This is a genomic window from Pararobbsia alpina, assembly GCF_965118125.1.
Lineage (GTDB): Bacteria > Pseudomonadota > Gammaproteobacteria > Burkholderiales > Burkholderiaceae > Pararobbsia > Pararobbsia alpina_A.
Genome location: NZ_OZ221287.1, coordinates 1,043,448 through 1,060,578 on the forward strand (window position 1 = coordinate 1,043,448; position 17,131 = coordinate 1,060,578).

The window sequence follows — 17,131 nt, forward strand, 5'->3', positions numbered from 1 at the left end:
GGGCGGGGTCCGACTTCGATCAACGCTATTTGCTTCGCAAAACATCGCCCTGACACCCGCAGAGTAGCGTGATTCGAGTGTTATGTTATACCATCGGCTCCTCACTTGAACCGAAGGTGCCGCGATGGCGGCCCCGCTGTGCCGGAGATCACCGATGACCCCGATGTCGCGTCTGTTCCGCATTGCCCGCCTGCGCCGCTTTGCCTTGTTGTCGCTGACCGTCAGCACCGTAGTGGGTGGGTTGATGGCCCAACACGCCCTCGCTGCGAGCCCCGTGCCGGTCGTCGCGGCCGAGAACTTCTACGGCGATGTCGCGACGCAGATCGGCGGCAGCCATGTCGCGGTGACGAGCATCATGAGCAACCCGGACCAGGATCCGCATTTGTTCGAGACCAGTCCGTCGACGGCCCGTCAGCTGTCGGCAGCGAAAATCGTCGTATTCAACGGCGCCGCCTACGATCCGTGGATGGACAAGCTGCTGGGCGCCTCGCCCCGCGCCGGCCGCGTCCAGATCGAAGCCGCCAACCTCGTGGGCAAGAAGGGCGGCGACAATCCCCACCTGTGGTACCTGCCGGCGACGATGCCGGCCGTTGCCAAGGCCTATGCCGACGCGCTCAAGCAGGCCGATCCGTCGAGCCAGGCCGACGTCGACCGTCAGCTCGCAGGGTTCCTCTCATCTCTTGACCCGATCAATGCGAAAATCGCGGCGATGCGCGCGAAGTATCAAGGCGTGCCCGTGACGGCGACCGAGCCGGTGTTCGGCTATATGGCCGATGCAGTCGGCCTGGACATGCGCAATCTGCGCTTCCAGACCGCAGTCATGAACGACACGGAGCCGACCGCCACGGATCTCGCCGCATTCGAGAAGGATTTGAGCGAGCGGCGCGTGAAGGTGCTGTTCTACAACGCGCAGGTCTCGGATGAACTGACGCGCAAGCTGCTTGCGATTGCGAAGAAGTCGGGGGTCGCGGTGGTCAGCGTGACCGAAACGGAGCCGCATGGCATGACGTATCAGGCCTGGATGCTGCATCAGCTCGATGCGCTTGACGCGGCACTCGCTGCGCAGACGGCGCAGGGTTCGGCATCGAAGGCGGCAACGGGTGCCGTGGCTACACAAACGGGTGGAACGAAGCAATGACCTTAGCGATTGAACTCGACCGCGTGACCATCGAACTCGCCGGACGGCGAGTGCTCGAGGACGTGAGCCTCTCGATCGGCATGGGCGAGTTCATCGGCGTGCTCGGCGCCAATGGCGCGGGCAAGACGACGTTGATGCGTGCGTTGCTGGGCTTGATCGAGCCCGTCAGCGGCTCGATCCGCATCCTCGGCAAGCCGGCTTCGCAAGGCAATCCGGCGATTGGCTATATGCCGCAAATTCGCGCGACGCTGGCTGAGCGCCGATTACGCGGCCGCGATTTCGTAGCGTGTGCGCTCGATGGTCATCGTTGGGGCTTCGCCATCGGCGGCGGCGCGCGTACGCGCCGCGTTGTCGACGAAGCGCTCGAGCGCGTCGGCGCGATGAATCTCGCCGAACGGCCGCTCGTTTCGATGTCGGGCGGCGAGCGACAGCGCTTGCTGCTCGCGCAATGCCTGCTCGGCGAGCCTGGCTTGCTGCTCCTCGACGAGCCGCTGATCAGCCTCGATCCGCATCATCAGCAGGCCACGGTCGACCTCGTCTATCAATTGCAACGTGAGTTCGGCATCACCGTGCTGTTCAGCGCTCACGAACTCAATCCTTTGCTGCACACGCTCGATCGCGTGCTCTACCTCGGGCGCGGGCAGGCTGCGCTCGGCACGGTGGATGAAGTGATCAACGGGCCCGTGCTATCCAAACTCTACGGCTCGCGGATCGACGTCATGCGTCTGGGTGGCCGGATCTTCGTGATGTCGGGCGCGGCGGATCTCGAGCACGACGAGCATCGGCACGAAGGCGACTGCGGCCACGATCATTCTCATGGTGACGGTCCGGCGCATTCGCATGGCCACAAGCATGGTGCTGCGCACGATGCCGTGCATCACCCCGCGCATCATCATGTCCATCGGCATTGAAGAGGCCCGGGCCTCATAATGCGAATCCGGAAGACGGCGCATGAGCGCATCGGCGTGGCCTGAATGATGGTGTTCGGCGTTTCACGTTCTTGCATCTCGCATTAAGTGAATACGCCGGATACGCTAAAACGCTCAATCAGCACAACACCGTAAAAATAACTGGCTCAAATCCATTTATTGCTGCCAATGAATATTCGATTATTCGAGCTCGATAACGATTTAAAAAGGGCGCCGAATGTTTGCCTATGATTTTATGGTGAACGCCTTTGCGGCGGCGGGCATCGTCGCGCTGGTGGCGGGCATCGTGGGCTTTTTCCTGATCATGCGCGGACAGACCTTCGCGGGTCATGCGTTGTCGCACGTGGGCTTTACCGGCGCGACGGGCGCGGTGTTGATTGGCGTATCGCCGCTCTGGGGCCTCATCGGTTTCACCGTGCTCGCCGGCATCGGCATGGGCGCGCTGGGCGAGCGCCTCGCCGGCAGGGATCTCGCGATCGGCATGATCCTGTCACTGTCGCTCGGTTTCGGTTTGCTGTTTCTGCATTTCTTCACGGCGTACGCGACGCAGGTCACGGCGCTGCTGTTCGGGAACGTGCTCGGTGTGAGCCGCGACACGCTCAAGATACTCGTCGCGCTCGGCGTGTTGTGTCTTGCTGCATTGGCCGCGATGGGCCGGCCCTTGTTGTTCGCGACGTTGCAGCCCGAGCTTGCCGAAGCGAAGGGCGTTTCGCTGCGCACGGTGTCGATTCTGTTTCTCGTGATCGTGTCGGTCGCCGTCGCGGAGTGCGCGCAGATCGTCGGCGTGCTGCTGGTCTTCACGCTGATGGTCGGCCCGGCCGCCGCCGCGCAGAACATGACGACCCGTTTGTCGACGGGCATCGTGTTGGCCGCGGTACTCGCGCTAGCCGAGGCGTGGCTCGGCATCACGCTTGCGTTCTATACCGACTGGCCGAGCAGCTTCTGGATCACGCTGCTTTCCGCGCTGGCCTATGGCATCAGCTTGCCCATGCGAGGCAGAAGTTAATCGGTAGCGCGCACACGTCACCATCATCACCATCACTGGCCCCTGACGCGGGGAATCGCATTCGTCCGCTGCACTGCGACGAAGACTGCGTGTACCGGGCAAACGCGATGGTGAGCCGTCGGGTGTGTATGCGACAGCGTGCACACCGGCCTGCTTGGTATCATCTTGCCTACGCGTGATTCGCGCTTTTATCCATCGATCGCTTCCGACTCCCGACCATGACCACAGTTGCAGCCTTGCCCCGCCTGCTCGTATTTGGCGAAGCCCTGACCGATTTCGTCCGCACGGGTGACAACACCTGGCAGAGCGCGGCAGGCGGTTCGTGCTGGAACGTAGCGCGTGTCGCGGCGACGCTGGGCTTGCCGACGGGCTGGGGCGGCGCGGTCAGCGACGATTTGTTTGGCAAGGAGATCGTCGAGAAGTCGGTCGCGGCCAACCTCGACATGCGCTTCCTGCAGGTCGTGAACAAGCCGCCATTCATGGCCATCGTCCACAACGCGAATCCGCCCGAATACTTTTTCCTCGGCACCGATACTGCAGACCTCGCATTCGACGAACGCAAGCTGCCTGAGGGCTGGCTCGACGCGTGTGAGATCGCCCACTTCGGCTGCATCAGCCTTGTGCGTCAGCCGCTGGCCGCACGCCTCGTGACGATTGCCGAGATGCTCAAGACCCACGGCGCAAAGATCAGCTTCGATCCGAACTGGCGCAACCTGATGGGACCGGACTTTCCGGCCTTCGTCGAGCGCATGGCCGGCCTGTCCGACATCATCAAGCTGTCGGACGAAGACATTCTGCGCATCTATCCTGATGCCACGCCGGCCGATTCGCTCGCTCGTCTGCGCAACATCGCGCCGAAGGCGTTGATCGTGTACACGCGCGGCAGCGAAGGCATCACGCTCTACACGCCGGATGGCGAATATGTTCAACCGGCAAGCCGTGTCACGGTGGCCGACACGGTCGGCGCGGGCGACTCATGCATCGGCGGTCTGATCACGAGCATGCTGCAGCAGCCAGATGCGGGCTGGCAGCGGCACCTTCAATTCGCCGCCGCGACTGCCGCGGTGGTCTGCTCGCACACGGGCGCTTATGCGCCGACGCACGCCGAAGTCGAAGCGTTGATCGCGGTATCGGCCTGATCGGTTGGCCGCATGCAAGCGCGAGTTGAAAGCCTCGCGCGGCGCGGCTGAAGCCTGTATTCAGCGGAACGATTCCTCCGCCGAAACTTCAATGCTTTGAGCCGAATCCATCGTGGCTGCACTCAAAAGTCGATGCGTCGCGCAGGAACGCCTTGCCGCGACGCGGTTCGTTGGGGTGAAGTCACAACACATTGCCCTCCGACCCGGATGGCTCAACGAATGACGTTCATGACCTCGTAGCACGCGCCCATCGTGTGGTAGTCGACCTTGCCCGCCGGGCTCTTTTCGTCGCTGTATTTGCGATTGTCCGGCGTCAGGATCCGGTACCACGCGCCGTACTTGTGGTCGACGAAGTGCGTCCACGAGTAGTCCCAGATTTTGTCGTACCACTGCCAGTAAGCTTCGTCGCCCGTGCGGTCTGCGAGCAACGCCGCCGTTGCGAGTGACTCGGCCTGCACCCAGAAGTACTTGTCTTCGTCATAGAACTGGCCTTCGGTGTCGAAGCCGTAGACGAGTCCGCCATGACGCGAGTCCCACGAGAGTTCAACTGCGCGGTCGAACAGCTCGCGTGCACGCGGCACGTGCCAGTCAGCCGGGGCATGACGATCGAGAATCAGCAGCAGCTTCGCCCATTCGGTCTGGTGACCCGGCTGATAGCCCCAAGGACGGAAGATATTCGAGCGATCGCCCTTGTTGTATTCCCAGTCGACCGACCAGTCCTTGTTGTAGTGCTCCCAGACGAGGCCATCGGCGAGCTTGGCCTGCCGGTTGACCATATTGTCTGCAAGCAGCTTCGCACGTTCGAGATAACGCGCCTCATTGGTCGCCTCGTAAGCAGCGAGCATGGCTTCACACGCATGCATGTTCGCGTTCTGGCCGCGGTAGTCCGACACTTGCCAGTCGACTGTCGCTTCGTCGGCGTAGAGACCGTATTGCGGATCCCAGAAGTGTTTCTCCATGAGATCCCACGTTTCGCTCAAGTACTCGCGCGCTTCGACGATACCCGCTTCGATGGCCTTCGAATAAGCGAGCACGACGAACGCGAGGCCATAGCAGTGATTCGTGCCGTCTTCGACCTCGCCGTCCTTGAGCTGCCACGCATACCCGCCCGTTTGCGGATTGCGATGCACTTCGCGCAGGAAATTGACGCCGTGGCGCACACCGCCGAGGTACTCGTCGAGACCGAACTGCTTGTAGGCCATCGCGTAGTTGAACACGAAGCGCGTGCTCGACACGAGGTGACGCGTGGCGCGGTCATAGATGCTGCCGTCGTCACGGAAGAAGTGAAAGAATCCGCCCGCCGGATCGATACAGGACGGATGGTAGAACGCCATCGTGCGGGCAATATGGTCGACCAGGAATTCGCGGGAGCGGAAGTTGGGCATCGTCTTCGTGCAGTGTCGGGAGAGTGGGGCGTTGCGCGTCTGTCGCTGTCGATCAGGCAGACCGGTCAGGCAGACGTGCGGCAGGGCATTCTAAACCAGCAAGCCGATCGGAGCGCCAGAACGGCATGCGCTGTCGCGGCGCGCCTTTCACTGGCATGCGCCACGCGCGTGCGCAAGCAACGCGAGACGCACTTGCGCTGCACCACGTTTGTGCCAAAGAAAAGGCCGCCACGTTTGAGCGTGGCGGCCTGGATACGACTCAGGTCTTGATGGACGTGCGCCGGCGGCGCAGGCTTACTTCGGCAGCGAACCCTCGACGCCTTCAACAAACCAGTTCAGACGTTGCAGTTCCGGATCGGTGAGCGTCGCGCCCTTGGCGATCTTGACGGCGCCCGACTGATCCTTGATCGGACCGGCGAACACGTCGAACTTCCCGCCCGCGATGTCATTGCGCTTGTCGCTGATGGCCTTCTGCGCATTCGACGAAACGGCATCGGTGTTGATGTCTTCAAAGTCGAGTGCCTTTTCCTTGAGGCCCCACCAGATCGGCGTGTTCTTCCACTTGCCTGCGAGCACCTGCTCGATCACCCACGTGTAGTAGACGCCCCAGTGGCTCACGCACGCACCGAGCTGTGCATTCGGGCCGAACTTCTTCATGTCCGAATCCCAGCCGATCGCATGGATCTTCTTCTCTTCGGCAGTCTGCATCGTCGCCGTCGAGTCCGTGTTCTGGATCAGCACGTCGGCACCCTGGCCGATCAGCGTTTCAGCCGCTTGCTTTTCCTTGCCCGGATCGAACCAGCTGTTGATCCACACGAGCTTGGTCGTGACCTTCGGGTTGACCGAGCGCGCGCCGAGTGTGAACGCGTTGATGTTACGCACGACCTCAGGCACCGGAACCGACGCGACGAAGCCGAGCACGTTCGACTTGGTCGTGTAGCCCGCGGCGACGCCGGCGAGGTAGGCGCTCTGATACGTGCGCACGTCATAGGTGCCGAAGTTCGGCGCCTTCTTGAAGCCCGTCGCGTGCAGGAAGACCTGGTCAGGGAAGTCCTGTGCGACCTTGAGTTCAAAGTCCTGATAGCCGAAGCTCGTACCGAAGATGATCTTGTTGTCCTTCGTTGCGAGGTCGCGGAACACACGTTCCGAGTCGGCCGATTCGGGCACGTTCTCGACGCGGGTCACCTTGATCTTGTCGCCGAACTTCTTCTCGACTTCCTTGACGCCCTGTTCGTGCGCGTACGTCCAGCCCGCGTCGCCCGGGTTGCCGAGGTAAGCGAACGCCACTCCCACCGGTGCGGCGCTGGCAGCCGGCGCGAGCGCGCCGAGCGCGAGTGCGGCCGTCGTGGCCGCGAGCATCTTGTGAAGCTTTCTTGTCATTCCGATCTCCGGTCGAGTGATATATGTCGTTGTGGCAGCGGACACCCCGCGCGCATCGCCCCGTTGTCCCCGCGACGCGGCCGTGCCGCAAACAGCGCGAAAGGCAAAGCAAGCTGCGGGCCATGCGATCAAATTCCGCCTATATGGCTGAACGGATAGAGGCGCTCTGAATCCGGCCCGGCGCGGGCTCCAGTTTGCTGAGGCAAATCGCACTCGCCAAGCGGACTTACCCGAATGGAAGACGCGGAAAACGCGAAGGGTGGGTTGTTTGCGTCGTCAGATCCGACACCGATGCAATCTCTCGGACCTTCGGCGCCGGCGACCGAGAGGGCGAGCAGGCAACCGGCAATGACGCGATGCCGGAGTGCGACGCCGATGCAAGCCGCTCACTTTGGAAGGAGGTCAGCGAGCGATGCCCGAAGCGTCAGGCGGGCCGGACTCTTACATCCACTCGCTGAGATCGTGCGGACCGTGATCGTCGGTGGCCAGCGTCGACAGGTAGTCGCCCTCGACGTAGCGCACGTCGTACTGGCGCAGCAGCCTGAATTGGGCTTCATCCCGGATACGCTTGAAGATCAGCGGCACCTTGAGCCGGTTCGCATAGCCGACGAGCGGCTTGACCATCGAATCGCGAATGGCCGCGGACGTATCGATCTTCACGAAATCGAGCCGGCTCTCGGCGGCGGAAAGAATCTGCCCGGCATTCGAGAGATTGCCGGCGACCTTGAAGCCATAGCTTTGATAGCTCTTGGTCAGATAGCCGAGGAAGGTCTTGTGCGCCGATGCCGCTTCGGGAATCTCGATCACGATGCGTCCGGGGTTTAAACCGAACGAGAGCAACACCAGCGAGAAATACCGTCCGTGGTCATAGCGCACGCTCTTGAGCAGGCGCTCGTGGACGTTGAGGAACAGCAGGCCGTTGCGGTGCTGTCCAAAGAAATTGATCGCGTGAAGCGCGCGGGCCAGACGGTCCAGCGAAACCAGTTGCTGGTCGTCGCGGATCGTGGCGAACAGGTCGGGCAGCGACAGGATTTGACCCGTCGCCGAGTCGCGCGCCTTGAGCTTCGCCTCAAAGCCGACCTCGTCGCCGAACTCTCCGACACCCGACATGGCCGGCGCGCCCGACGACGCGTACGAGGCCAGGTCGTAGATCGCGAGGTACTCGCTGCTCAGCTCGACGCCCTGCGCGCTCGCTTCGACGCTCCCGTTCTCGCCCGCATGCAGGGCGCCGGCGAGTTGCGGATGGGATGCGGCAAGCTCAAGCAGCTCGCTGGTGGAATGAATGGTCATGGAGCGCGATCAGGGCACGAACGGGCGTGCGGAACGGACGTGCAAAGGGGACCTATCCTAGCAGCGCCGCCGTTGTGTGCCGCAACTTTTTACGAATATGCATCGATGCCGCCACCCGCGAAGCTCATGACGGCGGCTGCGATGCGCAAGGGGCCACGTTATCCCCAATCGCAATGCAGCAAGAAGGCGTCAAATACAAATGGGGGCTGTTTAAGGGTATACGTGGATGACGACACGCGGCTGACAGAGGTGTCGGATTCAGCCAACCGGTGTGTCAGTGATGCGGGGCCGACGGGGCGCGTCGCGCGCTGGCGATGGGCGACGCGATACCCGGTAGTCGTCGGCTGCTGCAGGCGCCGCTGTTACGACGCGCTTGACGGTGCGACGGCGGTGCCGCGACGTTCCATCCACGCCGACGTGCCCATGACGCCGAGCGAGAGCAGCACGCAGACGACGCCGACCCATGGCAGGGACGTCAGCGAGACGCCGGCCGTGATGGCCGCGCCGCCGAGCCACGCGCCGGTCGCATTGCCGAGGTTGAACGCGCCCTGGTTGAGCGTGGCGGCGAGGTTCGGTGCGTCGTTGGCCTTGTCGACTACACGCAGCTGAAGCGGCGGCACGATGGCAAAGCCGAACATGCCCCAGACGAGCAGCGTGACCACGGCGGACAGGGGTTCGTGCATCGTCACGGTGAAGACCACGAGCACGACCGCGAGCGCGCCGAGGAACGCGAGCAGCGACGGCATCAGGCGCCAGTCGGCGAGCCGACCGCCGAGCGTGCTGCCCGCGGTCAGCCCGAGGCCGAAGGTAAGCAGGGCGAGCGTCACCGCATGCGGTGTCAGGCCTGCAATATCTTCGAGGATCGGCGTGATGTACGTGAACACCGAGAAGAGACTCGCGGAAGCCAGCGCGCTCCCGCCGAGGACCATCAGCACTTGCGGGTCGCGCAGCACCCGGAATTCGCGTTTGAGACTCGTGCGCTGCATCTCGATGTTCGACGGCACCCAGAACGCGACGGCCGCCGCGGCGAGCAGCGCGATGACGCTGACCACCCAGAACGGCGCGCGCCAGCCCGCGTATTGCCCCAGTGCCGTGCCGAGTGGCACGCCGAGCACGTTGGCCAGCGTCAGGCCGGTGAACATCAGCGCAACCGCCTGCGCGCGCTTGTTCGGTGCGACGAGGCTCGCCGCGACGACCGAGCCGATACCGAAGAAAGCACCGTGTCCGAAAGCAGTGACGATGCGCGCGAGCATCAGGATCGTGTAGTTCGGCGCGATCGCGCAGAGCGCATTGCCAAAGATGAACAGCGTGATCAGACCCATCAGCGCGCGCTTGCGCGCCACGTTTGCCGTTGCCATCGCGACGATCGGCGCTCCGATCGTGACGCCGAGCGCATACCCGGTCACGAGCATTCCGGCCGACGGAATCGAGACGCCCAGATTTTGAGCGACATCGGGCAGCAGCCCCATGATGACGAATTCAGACGTGCCGACGCCAAAGGCGGCGATGGCGAGGGCGATCAGGGCGAGGGGCATGGCAGCAAACAGGGAAGGCGGCCCCGCCGGCGAGCGGATGATTGGCCGGACGCGCGGAAATGCGCGCATCGCCTGCGATTCTACGGGATGAGTTAAACGTTTGCTGCATGAATGCTGCATTGCGGCAGGGAGCGTGGCGCAATATCAACATCCCGCTTGTTCAACCCCTTCCGTGGCGCGCACGGACACCTTCCCCGACCGCCGACTTCATCCCATCACCTATTTAAGCAAGCCGATACGCCGGAATCAGGCGAGTCTGAGGCGCGTGGCATTTGACTGAGCGCGAATTAGGAAATGTCGCGCCGAGTAATCGGACTCGCCCGAGCGTTGTCGAGGTGTTCTCTCTTTTTTGCGTCATGTCGGGCGGAGCAAAAAATCGTGCTGCTTTAAGTCATAGGAATTGGCCGATCCACTGCCCAAAGGACCGCCGCAGCGGAGGCAAGAGTGCGTCAGCCCGCGCGGGACGCGAGGTGACATCACCATCGGACACGCTATAGGACGCTTAACGCCATGAATGCCACGAAGAAAAAGAGAGTCATCGTCGTCGATGACCATCCGATCATTCGGATGACGCTCGAATGCGAGTTCGAGCGCAGCGGGGAGTTCGAAGTCGTCGGGCAGGCTCCCGATGGCGAAGAAGCGCTGCGGCTGATCGCGCGGTGTCGACCCGACATGATGGTGCTTGATCTTGAATTGCCGAAACTCGACGGGCTGTCGGTGCTCGAGCGCTTACGATCCCAGGGGAGCCGCTTGCCGATCCTTGTGCTGTCGGCGAAGGACGAACGCGTGATGGGCACGCGCGTGCGTGCCGCAGGCGCCAATGGTTTCGTGAGCAAGCTGCGCGACGTGAAAGAGGTGCTGACCTCGATGCGCATCGTGATTTCGGGCTACCAGTGTTTCTCGCAGTGCATCTACGAGTACCGGCTCAGCGACAAGGATCTCAGGCTGCGGGATTTGTCGCAGCGCGAACTCGAGGTGCTTCGGTACGTGTCGAGGGGATTCAACAACAAGGATATTGCCGATCGCTTGCTGATCAGCGACAAGACCGTCAGCACTTACAAGATGCGGCTGATGAAGAAGCTCGAAGCGGGGTCCGTGTTCGAGCTGACCGAACTCTCACGCGCCAACCACCTGATTGACTGAAGACATACGGTTGCCGCCGGCAGGCGCGGGTGGCGGGACGATGTGTCTGGAGGAGTGCGCGTGGGACGCCACAGCTTGAGAGGCGTCGCGACACGCGAGGGGCCGCATGTGCTGCATGTCATCGCGGTGATACGTAACAGGCGGAGGTACATACCTCCGCCTGCTTCACGACTTAATCACTACTTAACCACGACTTAACCACAGCTTAGTGCCGATCGTGGTCCCAGTGACCGTGGTCATGGCCATGATCCCAATGATCGTGGTGCCAGTCGCGCGGCGGCGGGTTGTGCCAGCGGTCGCCACCGTAGTAGACCACCGGGGGCGGCGGTGCATACGCCGGCTGGTACACCACCGGCGGCGGGGCCGCCACGACACCCGGCAAGCCGATGCCGATGTTGAGGTCAACGTGCGCCGATGCGGCCAGGCTTGCCCCGGCAGCCGCAATGCCAAGCGCACTGAGCACTATCCACTTCTTCATATTCAATCTCCCTTACGGATGTCGTGACCGCGAGCCACCGAAACGCTCAACAGGCGTGCCGCCTTATTGAGCCTTCGCGGCGCCCGAAGCAGCCTCGGCCGGCGCGGCCTTCGGCTTCATCGGATGCTTGGCCGGCTTGCCCATGCCATGCTCACCCGTGTGATGGAAGGCTTCATCCGCTGCCTTCTTTTGCGTATCCGACAGGGCGGCGTACAGCGGCTCGAATGCCGTCTCGACGCTCTTCACGCTATCGGCGTGAGCTTGTGCCAGGTCGGCGTACGACTTGAGGTCATCGACCGCATTGAACTTGTCGGTCTGTGCCATACGCTGTTCATAGAGTTCGCGCATATGTTGCGATGTCGAGCGCATCGTGTCGGCGACCTTGCCCCACAGATCTTCTTGCGCAGGCGTAATCTGGAGCTTCGTATGCAGTTCCTTGATCCGGTCCTCAATGTGCTTGTCGGCCTTTTGATCGAACTTGGCGATCTTGGCGGCGGTGGCCGCCGGTGCGCCCGAAGCTGCAGCCGGTGCACTCGCCGCTGTTTGAGCGAATGCGCCCGATGCAAAGGCGAGGGATGATGCGGCGGCGAGAGTTGCGAGTACCAGTTTCATGGATTCTCCTTCTTGGATGGTCTTCAAGAGTTGCAGTTGTTGCGTCCGGTGCCGGCGGCATCGCCGCGCTTCAACGTGCGTGACGCGACTGGAAACTGCCGGCCGGGGGATGCAATTCCTGCACGCATATGCAGGGGTTGCGACACCCGGCTCACCATTCGCGCCGAACCGTCGGGGGCTGAAAATAATCTCCGCCCCTTGCGCCGTTTGACGCGTGAGCGGACTCTCACGTTGACGGGCGTTACAAGTGTTGCACTCTTGATTGACGCTTTGACGAAATAAGCCAGCTTGAACAAGCAATTACGATTCCCGGCCCGAACCGTGCTGCTTGACGATGAAATTCGACGTTACGGAATATGACGCGCTACGATAGGCGTCTCGTGCCGGCAGACCCTGTGTCCGGTCACAGTCCCCCCACTTCGCAGGAGCTACTTGATGAGCCCTACCGAATTGTCGGCAGACCTCGCGCATACGAGTGAGAACGATAGAACGTCGCTGAGCAAGGATTCATTCAAGCGCGCGTTCCTCGATAACCTGTTCTATACACAGGGCAAATTCCTGCAGGTCGCCACGCAGATGGACTACTACCTCGCGCTGTCGTACACGGTGCGAGACCGTCTGCTGTATCGCTGGGTGAGCACCGCCTCGGCCTACACCGAGAATGCATCGCGAACGGTCAGCTATTTGTCAGCCGAGTTCCTCATGGGACCGTCGCTGGGCAACAACCTGATCAACCTCGGCATCTTCGACGAAATCCGCCAGGCAGTCGCCGAACTCGGCCTCGATCTCGATGAACTGCTCGAGCAGGAGGCCGAACCCGGTCTCGGCAACGGTGGCCTGGGTCGTCTGGCCGCATGCTTTATCGATTCGCTGGCGGCGCTCGAGTTACCTGCGCTTGGGTACGGGATCCGTTACGAGCACGGTATCTTTTACCAGACGCTGCGCGATGGATGGCAGGTCGAGAATACCGATAACTGGCTGCGCTACGGCAACCCGTGGGAGATCCGGCGTCCGGAGTGGTCGGTCGAAGTGAAGATCGGTGGTTATACGGAAACGTACACCGATGCAGAGGATCGTCTTCGCGTGCGCTGGGTGCCGGCCAAGACGGTGGTCGGCGTGCCGTTCGATTCACCGATACTCGGCTATCGCGTCAACACGGCCAACACCTTGCGGCTCTGGAGCGCGGAGGCGACGCAGTCGTTCGACTTCGAAGTGTTCAATCGCGGCGACTATATGGGCGCCGTCAACAAGAAGGTCACGTCGGAGAATCTGTCGAAGATCCTCTATCCGAACGACGAGACACCGCAAGGCAAGGAACTGCGCCTCGAGCAGCAATACTTCTTTGTGGCTTGCTCGCTGCAGGACATGTTCCGCATTCTCAGCGGGCAGGGCATCTCGATCGATCGCTTCCACGAGAAGTTCGCGGTACAGCTCAACGATACGCATCCGGCCATCGGTGTGGCCGAGCTCATGCGTATCCTTGTCGACGAATACGTCATGCCGTGGGACGAGGCGTGGGCGATCACCACACGCACGTTCGGCTACACCAATCACACGCTGTTGCCCGAAGCACTCGAGCGCTGGCCGCTCGAGTTGTTCCGCCGCGTGTTGCCGCGTCACCTCGACATCATCTTCGAGATCAACGACCGCTTCCTTCACGACGTGCGCGTCGCGTTCCTCGGTGACGATGCAAAGGTGCGAGCCCTCTCGCTGATCGATGAAAGCGGCGAGCGCTATGTGCGCATGGCCCATCTGGCCAGCGTGGGCAGCTACGCGATCAATGGCGTGGCGACGCTGCACTCGGACCTGCTCAAGCAGGATGTGCTCGCCGACTTCTACGCGTTGTGGCCGAACAAGTTTCATTCGGTGACCAATGGCGTGACACCGCGCCGCTGGATCGCCTTGTCCAACCCGCGCATGACGGAGTTGCTGCACGACACGATTGGTGATGCATGGATTCGCGACCTCGATGGTTTGCGCGAGCTCGAGCGCTACGCGGAGGATCCGGCATTCTGTGCGCGCTGGCGCGAGATCAAACGGTCCAACAAGACCCAGCTCGCCGAGTTGATCGGCAAGCGCACGGGCATCGAAGTGAACCCGGACTCGATGTTCGATGTGCAGGTCAAGCGCATCCACGAATACAAGCGCCAGCATCTGGCAGTTTTGCAGATCATCGCGATGTATCACCGGCTCAAGTCGAACCCCGGTGCCGATATCCTGCCGCGTACGTTCATCTTCAGTGGCAAGGCCGCGCCGGGGTATTTCATGGCCAAGCTGATGATCAAGATGATCACGGCGGTGGGCGACGTGATCAACAACGATCCTGAGGTGCGAGGCCGGCTCAAGGTTGTGTTCATGCCGAACTTCAGCGTGACGACGGGTCAGCGCATCTATCCGGGCGCGGACCTTTCGGAGCAGATCTCGCTGGCCGGCAAGGAAGCGTCGGGCACCGGCAATATGAAGTTCGCGATGAACGGTGCGCTGACGATCGGCACGATGGACGGCGCGAACATCGAGATCTGCGAGGAAGTCGGTTCGGAGAACTTCTTCACGTTCGGTATGACGGCTGCGGAGGTCGACGCACGCCGCCGCGCAGGCTATGTCGCGCGGGACGTGATCGACGCCAATCCGGAGCTCTATGCCGTCGTTGAACTGATTCGCAACGGCTTGTTCTCGCGCGGCGACACCGAGCTGTTCAAGCCCATCGTCGACAGCCTCGTCTGGCACGATCCGTACATGCTCGCGGCAGACTATGCGTCGTATTCGGCGTGTCAGCTCGAAGTCGATGAAGCCTACCGGGACGTCGCACGATGGACACGCATGTCCGTGCTCAACGTCGCGCGCTCGGGTAAGTTCTCGTCGGATCGTTCGATCGAAGACTACGCCACCAAGATCTGGAAGATCTCGCCGGTATCCGTACCTTTGCTTTGAATTTGCTTCAGATGCGCCTGGCCGGGGTCCGCATGGGCTCGGCCTGGCTCACGCTCAACGCGTGGTCAGGGCAATCAGACTGGGCAACAACGGGTGCAACGAAAGTGCGCGTGACGGAAGGTCAGGCGGCGAAGTCATGCAGGTCAGGCTCAGTTCAGCAAGCGTACGCATGCGAGGCATTGTGCGCGTTCGTACAGATCAGTGCGAATACGTCACGAGCACCGCACGCGTCGCGTTTTGCGCGACCGGGTCGGTGTCGATCCAGTTGGCGATTGCTTCGGCAGCCGGCAGCGCTGCATCCGTCGATACACCTGCAGGTTCCGTCGAGAACGACGAACCCTTGACCGCGTCATCCAGCATGATCGCGCTGACGATGCCGAGGAAGGCGACCATCAACGTCGCGGTCACGGCGAGCATCAGACGCGTCGGCACCGGGCCATGCGAATGGACGGCGGCGTGATGTTCCGGTTCGAGCTTCGGTTCGCGTTGCTTGCGCGGCGCGTCGGATTGGTCCTTGCCCTTGGCGGGCGAAGTGGCCGGGGGAGCTAGTGGACAGTAAAGTGAGGCGTTCATGGCGAGACCCTATTGATATTGATTTTGATCTATGGCACGGATTGTCTCGCGCGAGCCCCACTTTGATAAATGCCTGAAACTGGTAATCACTGTTCAGGAATTCGCAACAGAGTCGGGCACGATCGATCTCCGGCTCTTCGATGTTTTCAATAAATCCTAATTACGCCAAGGGCTTACGTCTTATTCGGGGGCTTGGTATGGCCACAATCCCCGTTGCGGGATGAGGTCTTTTGCCACGGTTGATGCAGGGGTCAATCGCTCTGAAATGTACGTCTCCCGATCTCCATTCCCCGATTAAGGTCAACGCGGCGCACGCTCGCCGCAAGTGGATCGGAATCATCAAGCGCGAAAGTGGTTCGGTCGATAACATCGAGTTTGCTTCTTAGTCAGGAGCCACTCGTGGCCAGTGCGTCATGCCTTGAAGGGGTCTGCTTGCGCGCCAGGGCTGCGCGCTTGCGCGTTGGAGGATCGTGCAATCGGTGCGACGATGAGGATCGGGCGACCGCGATGGCCGACAAGGGATCCGCGCGGGTTCCCAAGTGGATGCTTGAGCGGGTTCTTGGGCGGCGCCGGTCGATGGTTGTTGCGCTGGTTTCGGCCCTTGTCTTCGTTTCGGCGGCCGCCATGCCCCTGTCCGCATCCGCATGGGGTTGGACCGGTCATGCCGTGATTGCCTACATCGCCGAAGCACGCCTTTCGCCCGAAGCGCATCAGCGTGTGACACAGTGGCTCGCAACGGATCGAAGCGGGCTCGCGGATCCGCTCGACATGGGTGACCAGGCCTCATGGGCTGACCGTTACCGTGATGCGTACACACACGTCGACGCGGCGGGTGATGTGCATCGCGTGACGCGGCAATGGCACTTCGTCGATCTCGATCGACGCAGCCCCGACATCAGGAAGGCCTGTTTCGGGCGTCAGCCTCCTGATCCGGCGATGCCCGCATCGTTGGGTCCGGATTCGATGTGCATCGTCGACAAGCTGATTCAGTTTCGCGAGGTGTTGGCCAACGCGTCGACGCCGCAACAGGAGCGACTGCGCGCGTTGCAGTTCGTGCTGCATCTGGTCGGCGATATTCATCAGCCGATGCACGCGATCACCGATCATGACGCGGGTGGCAACGACACGCATGTGTCGCTCCCGTCGCTCCCGCCTAACGTGTCGCCTGCAAGAGGGCACGGTCGCGCCCGAACGCAATCGCTTCATCATCTGTGGGACACGACGCTGGTCGAGCGGCTGGGTCGGGCGCTCGGGGAACATCAGGTGCCCAGAGATCGAACGGCGATGGCGCATGCGATCGCCGATGCGTTGCTTGAGGATATCGATGCCGCCGCTCAGCAAAGCAGCGAGCCCGCTTTGCTCACGCGATTCGATCCCGAATCATGGGCGCGAGAGTCGTACGAGATGGCGCGTACCTATGCCTATCGACCTTTGCGGCCCGTGCGACCTCGACGTCCCGGGCGAGCGCGGTCGGGTGCAAGCTCGAACCAGAGCACAGGCACAGGCATGGACCCTGGCTCAACCGCGAGGTCGAACGAGGCGGGCTCTCTTCAAGAAGACGAGCATCCACATCGCGTCACGTATCGCCTTCG

Annotated in this window: 13 protein-coding genes and 1 pseudogene; 7 read left to right on the forward strand and 7 right to left on the reverse strand. The window is 62.0% G+C overall.

Going from position 1 to position 17,131, the window contains the following annotated elements:
- Positions 1-163: 163 nt before the first annotated feature.
- The 4 genes from ACMFWR_RS04450 to ACMFWR_RS04465 all read left to right on the forward strand — a co-directional run bounded on the left by ACMFWR_RS04450 (position 164) and on the right by ACMFWR_RS04465 (position 4,212).
- Positions 164-1,138 carry a metal ABC transporter solute-binding protein, Zn/Mn family gene (locus ACMFWR_RS04450; protein ID WP_413194784.1) on the forward strand — a complete coding sequence of 325 codons (975 nt, stop codon included), beginning with the start codon at positions 164-166 and terminating at the stop codon, positions 1,136-1,138.
- Complete coding sequence (locus tag ACMFWR_RS04455; RefSeq protein WP_413193809.1) at positions 1,135-2,049, forward strand: metal ABC transporter ATP-binding protein; 915 nt, start codon at positions 1,135-1,137, stop codon at positions 2,047-2,049. The genes ACMFWR_RS04450 and ACMFWR_RS04455 overlap by 4 nt, the downstream gene beginning before the upstream one ends.
- 235 nt (positions 2,050-2,284) lie before the next feature.
- A complete protein-coding gene (locus ACMFWR_RS04460) occupies positions 2,285-3,073 on the forward strand; it encodes a metal ABC transporter permease (protein WP_413193810.1) in 789 nt (262 codons plus the stop codon).
- A gap of 218 nt (positions 3,074-3,291) precedes the next feature.
- A complete protein-coding gene (locus ACMFWR_RS04465) occupies positions 3,292-4,212 on the forward strand; it encodes a carbohydrate kinase family protein (RefSeq protein ID WP_413193811.1) in 921 nt (306 codons plus the stop codon).
- 212 nt (positions 4,213-4,424) lie between these two features.
- Here the strand turns inward: ACMFWR_RS04465 and ACMFWR_RS04470 are convergent, their stop codons facing one another.
- From ACMFWR_RS04470 to ACMFWR_RS04485, 4 genes are all read right to left on the reverse strand, one after another.
- Complete coding sequence (locus ACMFWR_RS04470) at positions 4,425-5,597, reverse strand: AGE family epimerase/isomerase (protein ID WP_413193812.1); 1,173 nt, start codon at positions 5,595-5,597, stop codon at positions 4,425-4,427.
- A 294-nt stretch (positions 5,598-5,891) separates the two neighbouring features.
- Positions 5,892-6,977: a BMP family ABC transporter substrate-binding protein gene (locus ACMFWR_RS04475; RefSeq protein WP_413193813.1), complete on the reverse strand. Its 1,086-nt coding sequence runs from the start codon at positions 6,975-6,977 to the stop codon at positions 5,892-5,894.
- Between the two features lie 441 nt (positions 6,978-7,418).
- Entirely contained in the window at positions 7,419-8,267 is an 849-nt protein-coding gene (locus ACMFWR_RS04480) for an EAL domain-containing protein (RefSeq protein ID WP_413193814.1), read from the reverse strand.
- 362 nt (positions 8,268-8,629) lie between these two features.
- Positions 8,630-9,802, reverse strand: coding sequence for an MFS transporter (locus tag ACMFWR_RS04485; RefSeq protein WP_413193815.1), 1,173 nt, complete (start codon positions 9,800-9,802; stop codon positions 8,630-8,632).
- Positions 9,803-10,312: 510 nt separating this feature from the next.
- On the opposite strand from ACMFWR_RS04485, the gene ACMFWR_RS04490 reads away from it, so the two are divergent.
- Complete coding sequence (locus ACMFWR_RS04490; RefSeq protein ID WP_413193816.1) at positions 10,313-10,945, forward strand: response regulator; 633 nt, start codon at positions 10,313-10,315, stop codon at positions 10,943-10,945.
- 205 nt (positions 10,946-11,150) lie between these two features.
- Here ACMFWR_RS04490 and ACMFWR_RS04495 read toward each other — a convergent pair whose 3' ends face one another.
- Positions 11,151-11,423 carry a hypothetical protein gene (locus ACMFWR_RS04495; protein ID WP_413193817.1) on the reverse strand — a complete coding sequence of 91 codons (273 nt, stop codon included), beginning with the start codon at positions 11,421-11,423 and terminating at the stop codon, positions 11,151-11,153.
- 63 nt (positions 11,424-11,486) lie between these two features.
- Positions 11,487-12,035: a Spy/CpxP family protein refolding chaperone gene (locus ACMFWR_RS04500; protein WP_413193818.1), complete on the reverse strand. Its 549-nt coding sequence runs from the start codon at positions 12,033-12,035 to the stop codon at positions 11,487-11,489.
- Between the two features lie 435 nt (positions 12,036-12,470).
- Between ACMFWR_RS04500 and ACMFWR_RS04505 the strand changes: the two genes are divergently transcribed.
- Positions 12,471-14,966: a glycogen/starch/alpha-glucan phosphorylase gene (locus ACMFWR_RS04505; RefSeq protein WP_413193819.1), complete on the forward strand. Its 2,496-nt coding sequence runs from the start codon at positions 12,471-12,473 to the stop codon at positions 14,964-14,966.
- A gap of 198 nt (positions 14,967-15,164) precedes the next feature.
- On the opposite strand, the gene ACMFWR_RS04510 is transcribed toward ACMFWR_RS04505, so the two are convergent.
- On the reverse strand, positions 15,165-15,539 hold the full coding sequence (locus ACMFWR_RS04510; RefSeq protein WP_413193820.1) for a hypothetical protein: 375 nt from the start codon (positions 15,537-15,539) through the stop codon (positions 15,165-15,167).
- 624 nt (positions 15,540-16,163) lie between these two features.
- Between ACMFWR_RS04510 and ACMFWR_RS04515 the strand changes: the two are divergent.
- A pseudogene (locus tag ACMFWR_RS04515) lies at positions 16,164-16,907 on the forward strand (S1/P1 nuclease); the annotation flags it as partial.
- Between the last annotated feature and the right edge of the window lie 224 nt (positions 16,908-17,131).

Bases quoted from the DNA above. Each gene is read 5' to 3' on its own strand.
- ACMFWR_RS04510 (WP_413193820.1), bottom strand. From the start codon at position 15,539: ATGAACGCCTCACTTTACTGTCCACTAGCTCCCCCGGCCACTTCGCCC.
- ACMFWR_RS04470 (WP_413193812.1), bottom strand. From the start codon at position 5,597: ATGCCCAACTTCCGCTCCCGCGAATTCCTGGTCGACCATATTGCCCGC.
- ACMFWR_RS04490 (WP_413193816.1), top strand. From the start codon at position 10,313: ATGAATGCCACGAAGAAAAAGAGAGTCATCGTCGTCGATGACCATCCG.
- ACMFWR_RS04455 (WP_413193809.1), top strand. From the start codon at position 1,135: ATGACCTTAGCGATTGAACTCGACCGCGTGACCATCGAACTCGCCGGA.
- ACMFWR_RS04485 (WP_413193815.1), bottom strand. From the start codon at position 9,802: ATGCCCCTCGCCCTGATCGCCCTCGCCATCGCCGCCTTTGGCGTCGGC.
- ACMFWR_RS04500 (WP_413193818.1), bottom strand. From the start codon at position 12,035: ATGAAACTGGTACTCGCAACTCTCGCCGCCGCATCATCCCTCGCCTTT.
- ACMFWR_RS04475 (WP_413193813.1), bottom strand. From the start codon at position 6,977: ATGACAAGAAAGCTTCACAAGATGCTCGCGGCCACGACGGCCGCACTC.
- ACMFWR_RS04505 (WP_413193819.1), top strand. From the start codon at position 12,471: ATGAGCCCTACCGAATTGTCGGCAGACCTCGCGCATACGAGTGAGAAC.
- ACMFWR_RS04450 (WP_413194784.1), top strand. From the start codon at position 164: ATGTCGCGTCTGTTCCGCATTGCCCGCCTGCGCCGCTTTGCCTTGTTG.
- ACMFWR_RS04465 (WP_413193811.1), top strand. From the start codon at position 3,292: ATGACCACAGTTGCAGCCTTGCCCCGCCTGCTCGTATTTGGCGAAGCC.
- ACMFWR_RS04460 (WP_413193810.1), top strand. From the start codon at position 2,285: ATGTTTGCCTATGATTTTATGGTGAACGCCTTTGCGGCGGCGGGCATC.
- ACMFWR_RS04480 (WP_413193814.1), bottom strand. From the start codon at position 8,267: ATGACCATTCATTCCACCAGCGAGCTGCTTGAGCTTGCCGCATCCCAT.
- ACMFWR_RS04495 (WP_413193817.1), bottom strand. From the start codon at position 11,423: ATGAAGAAGTGGATAGTGCTCAGTGCGCTTGGCATTGCGGCTGCCGGG.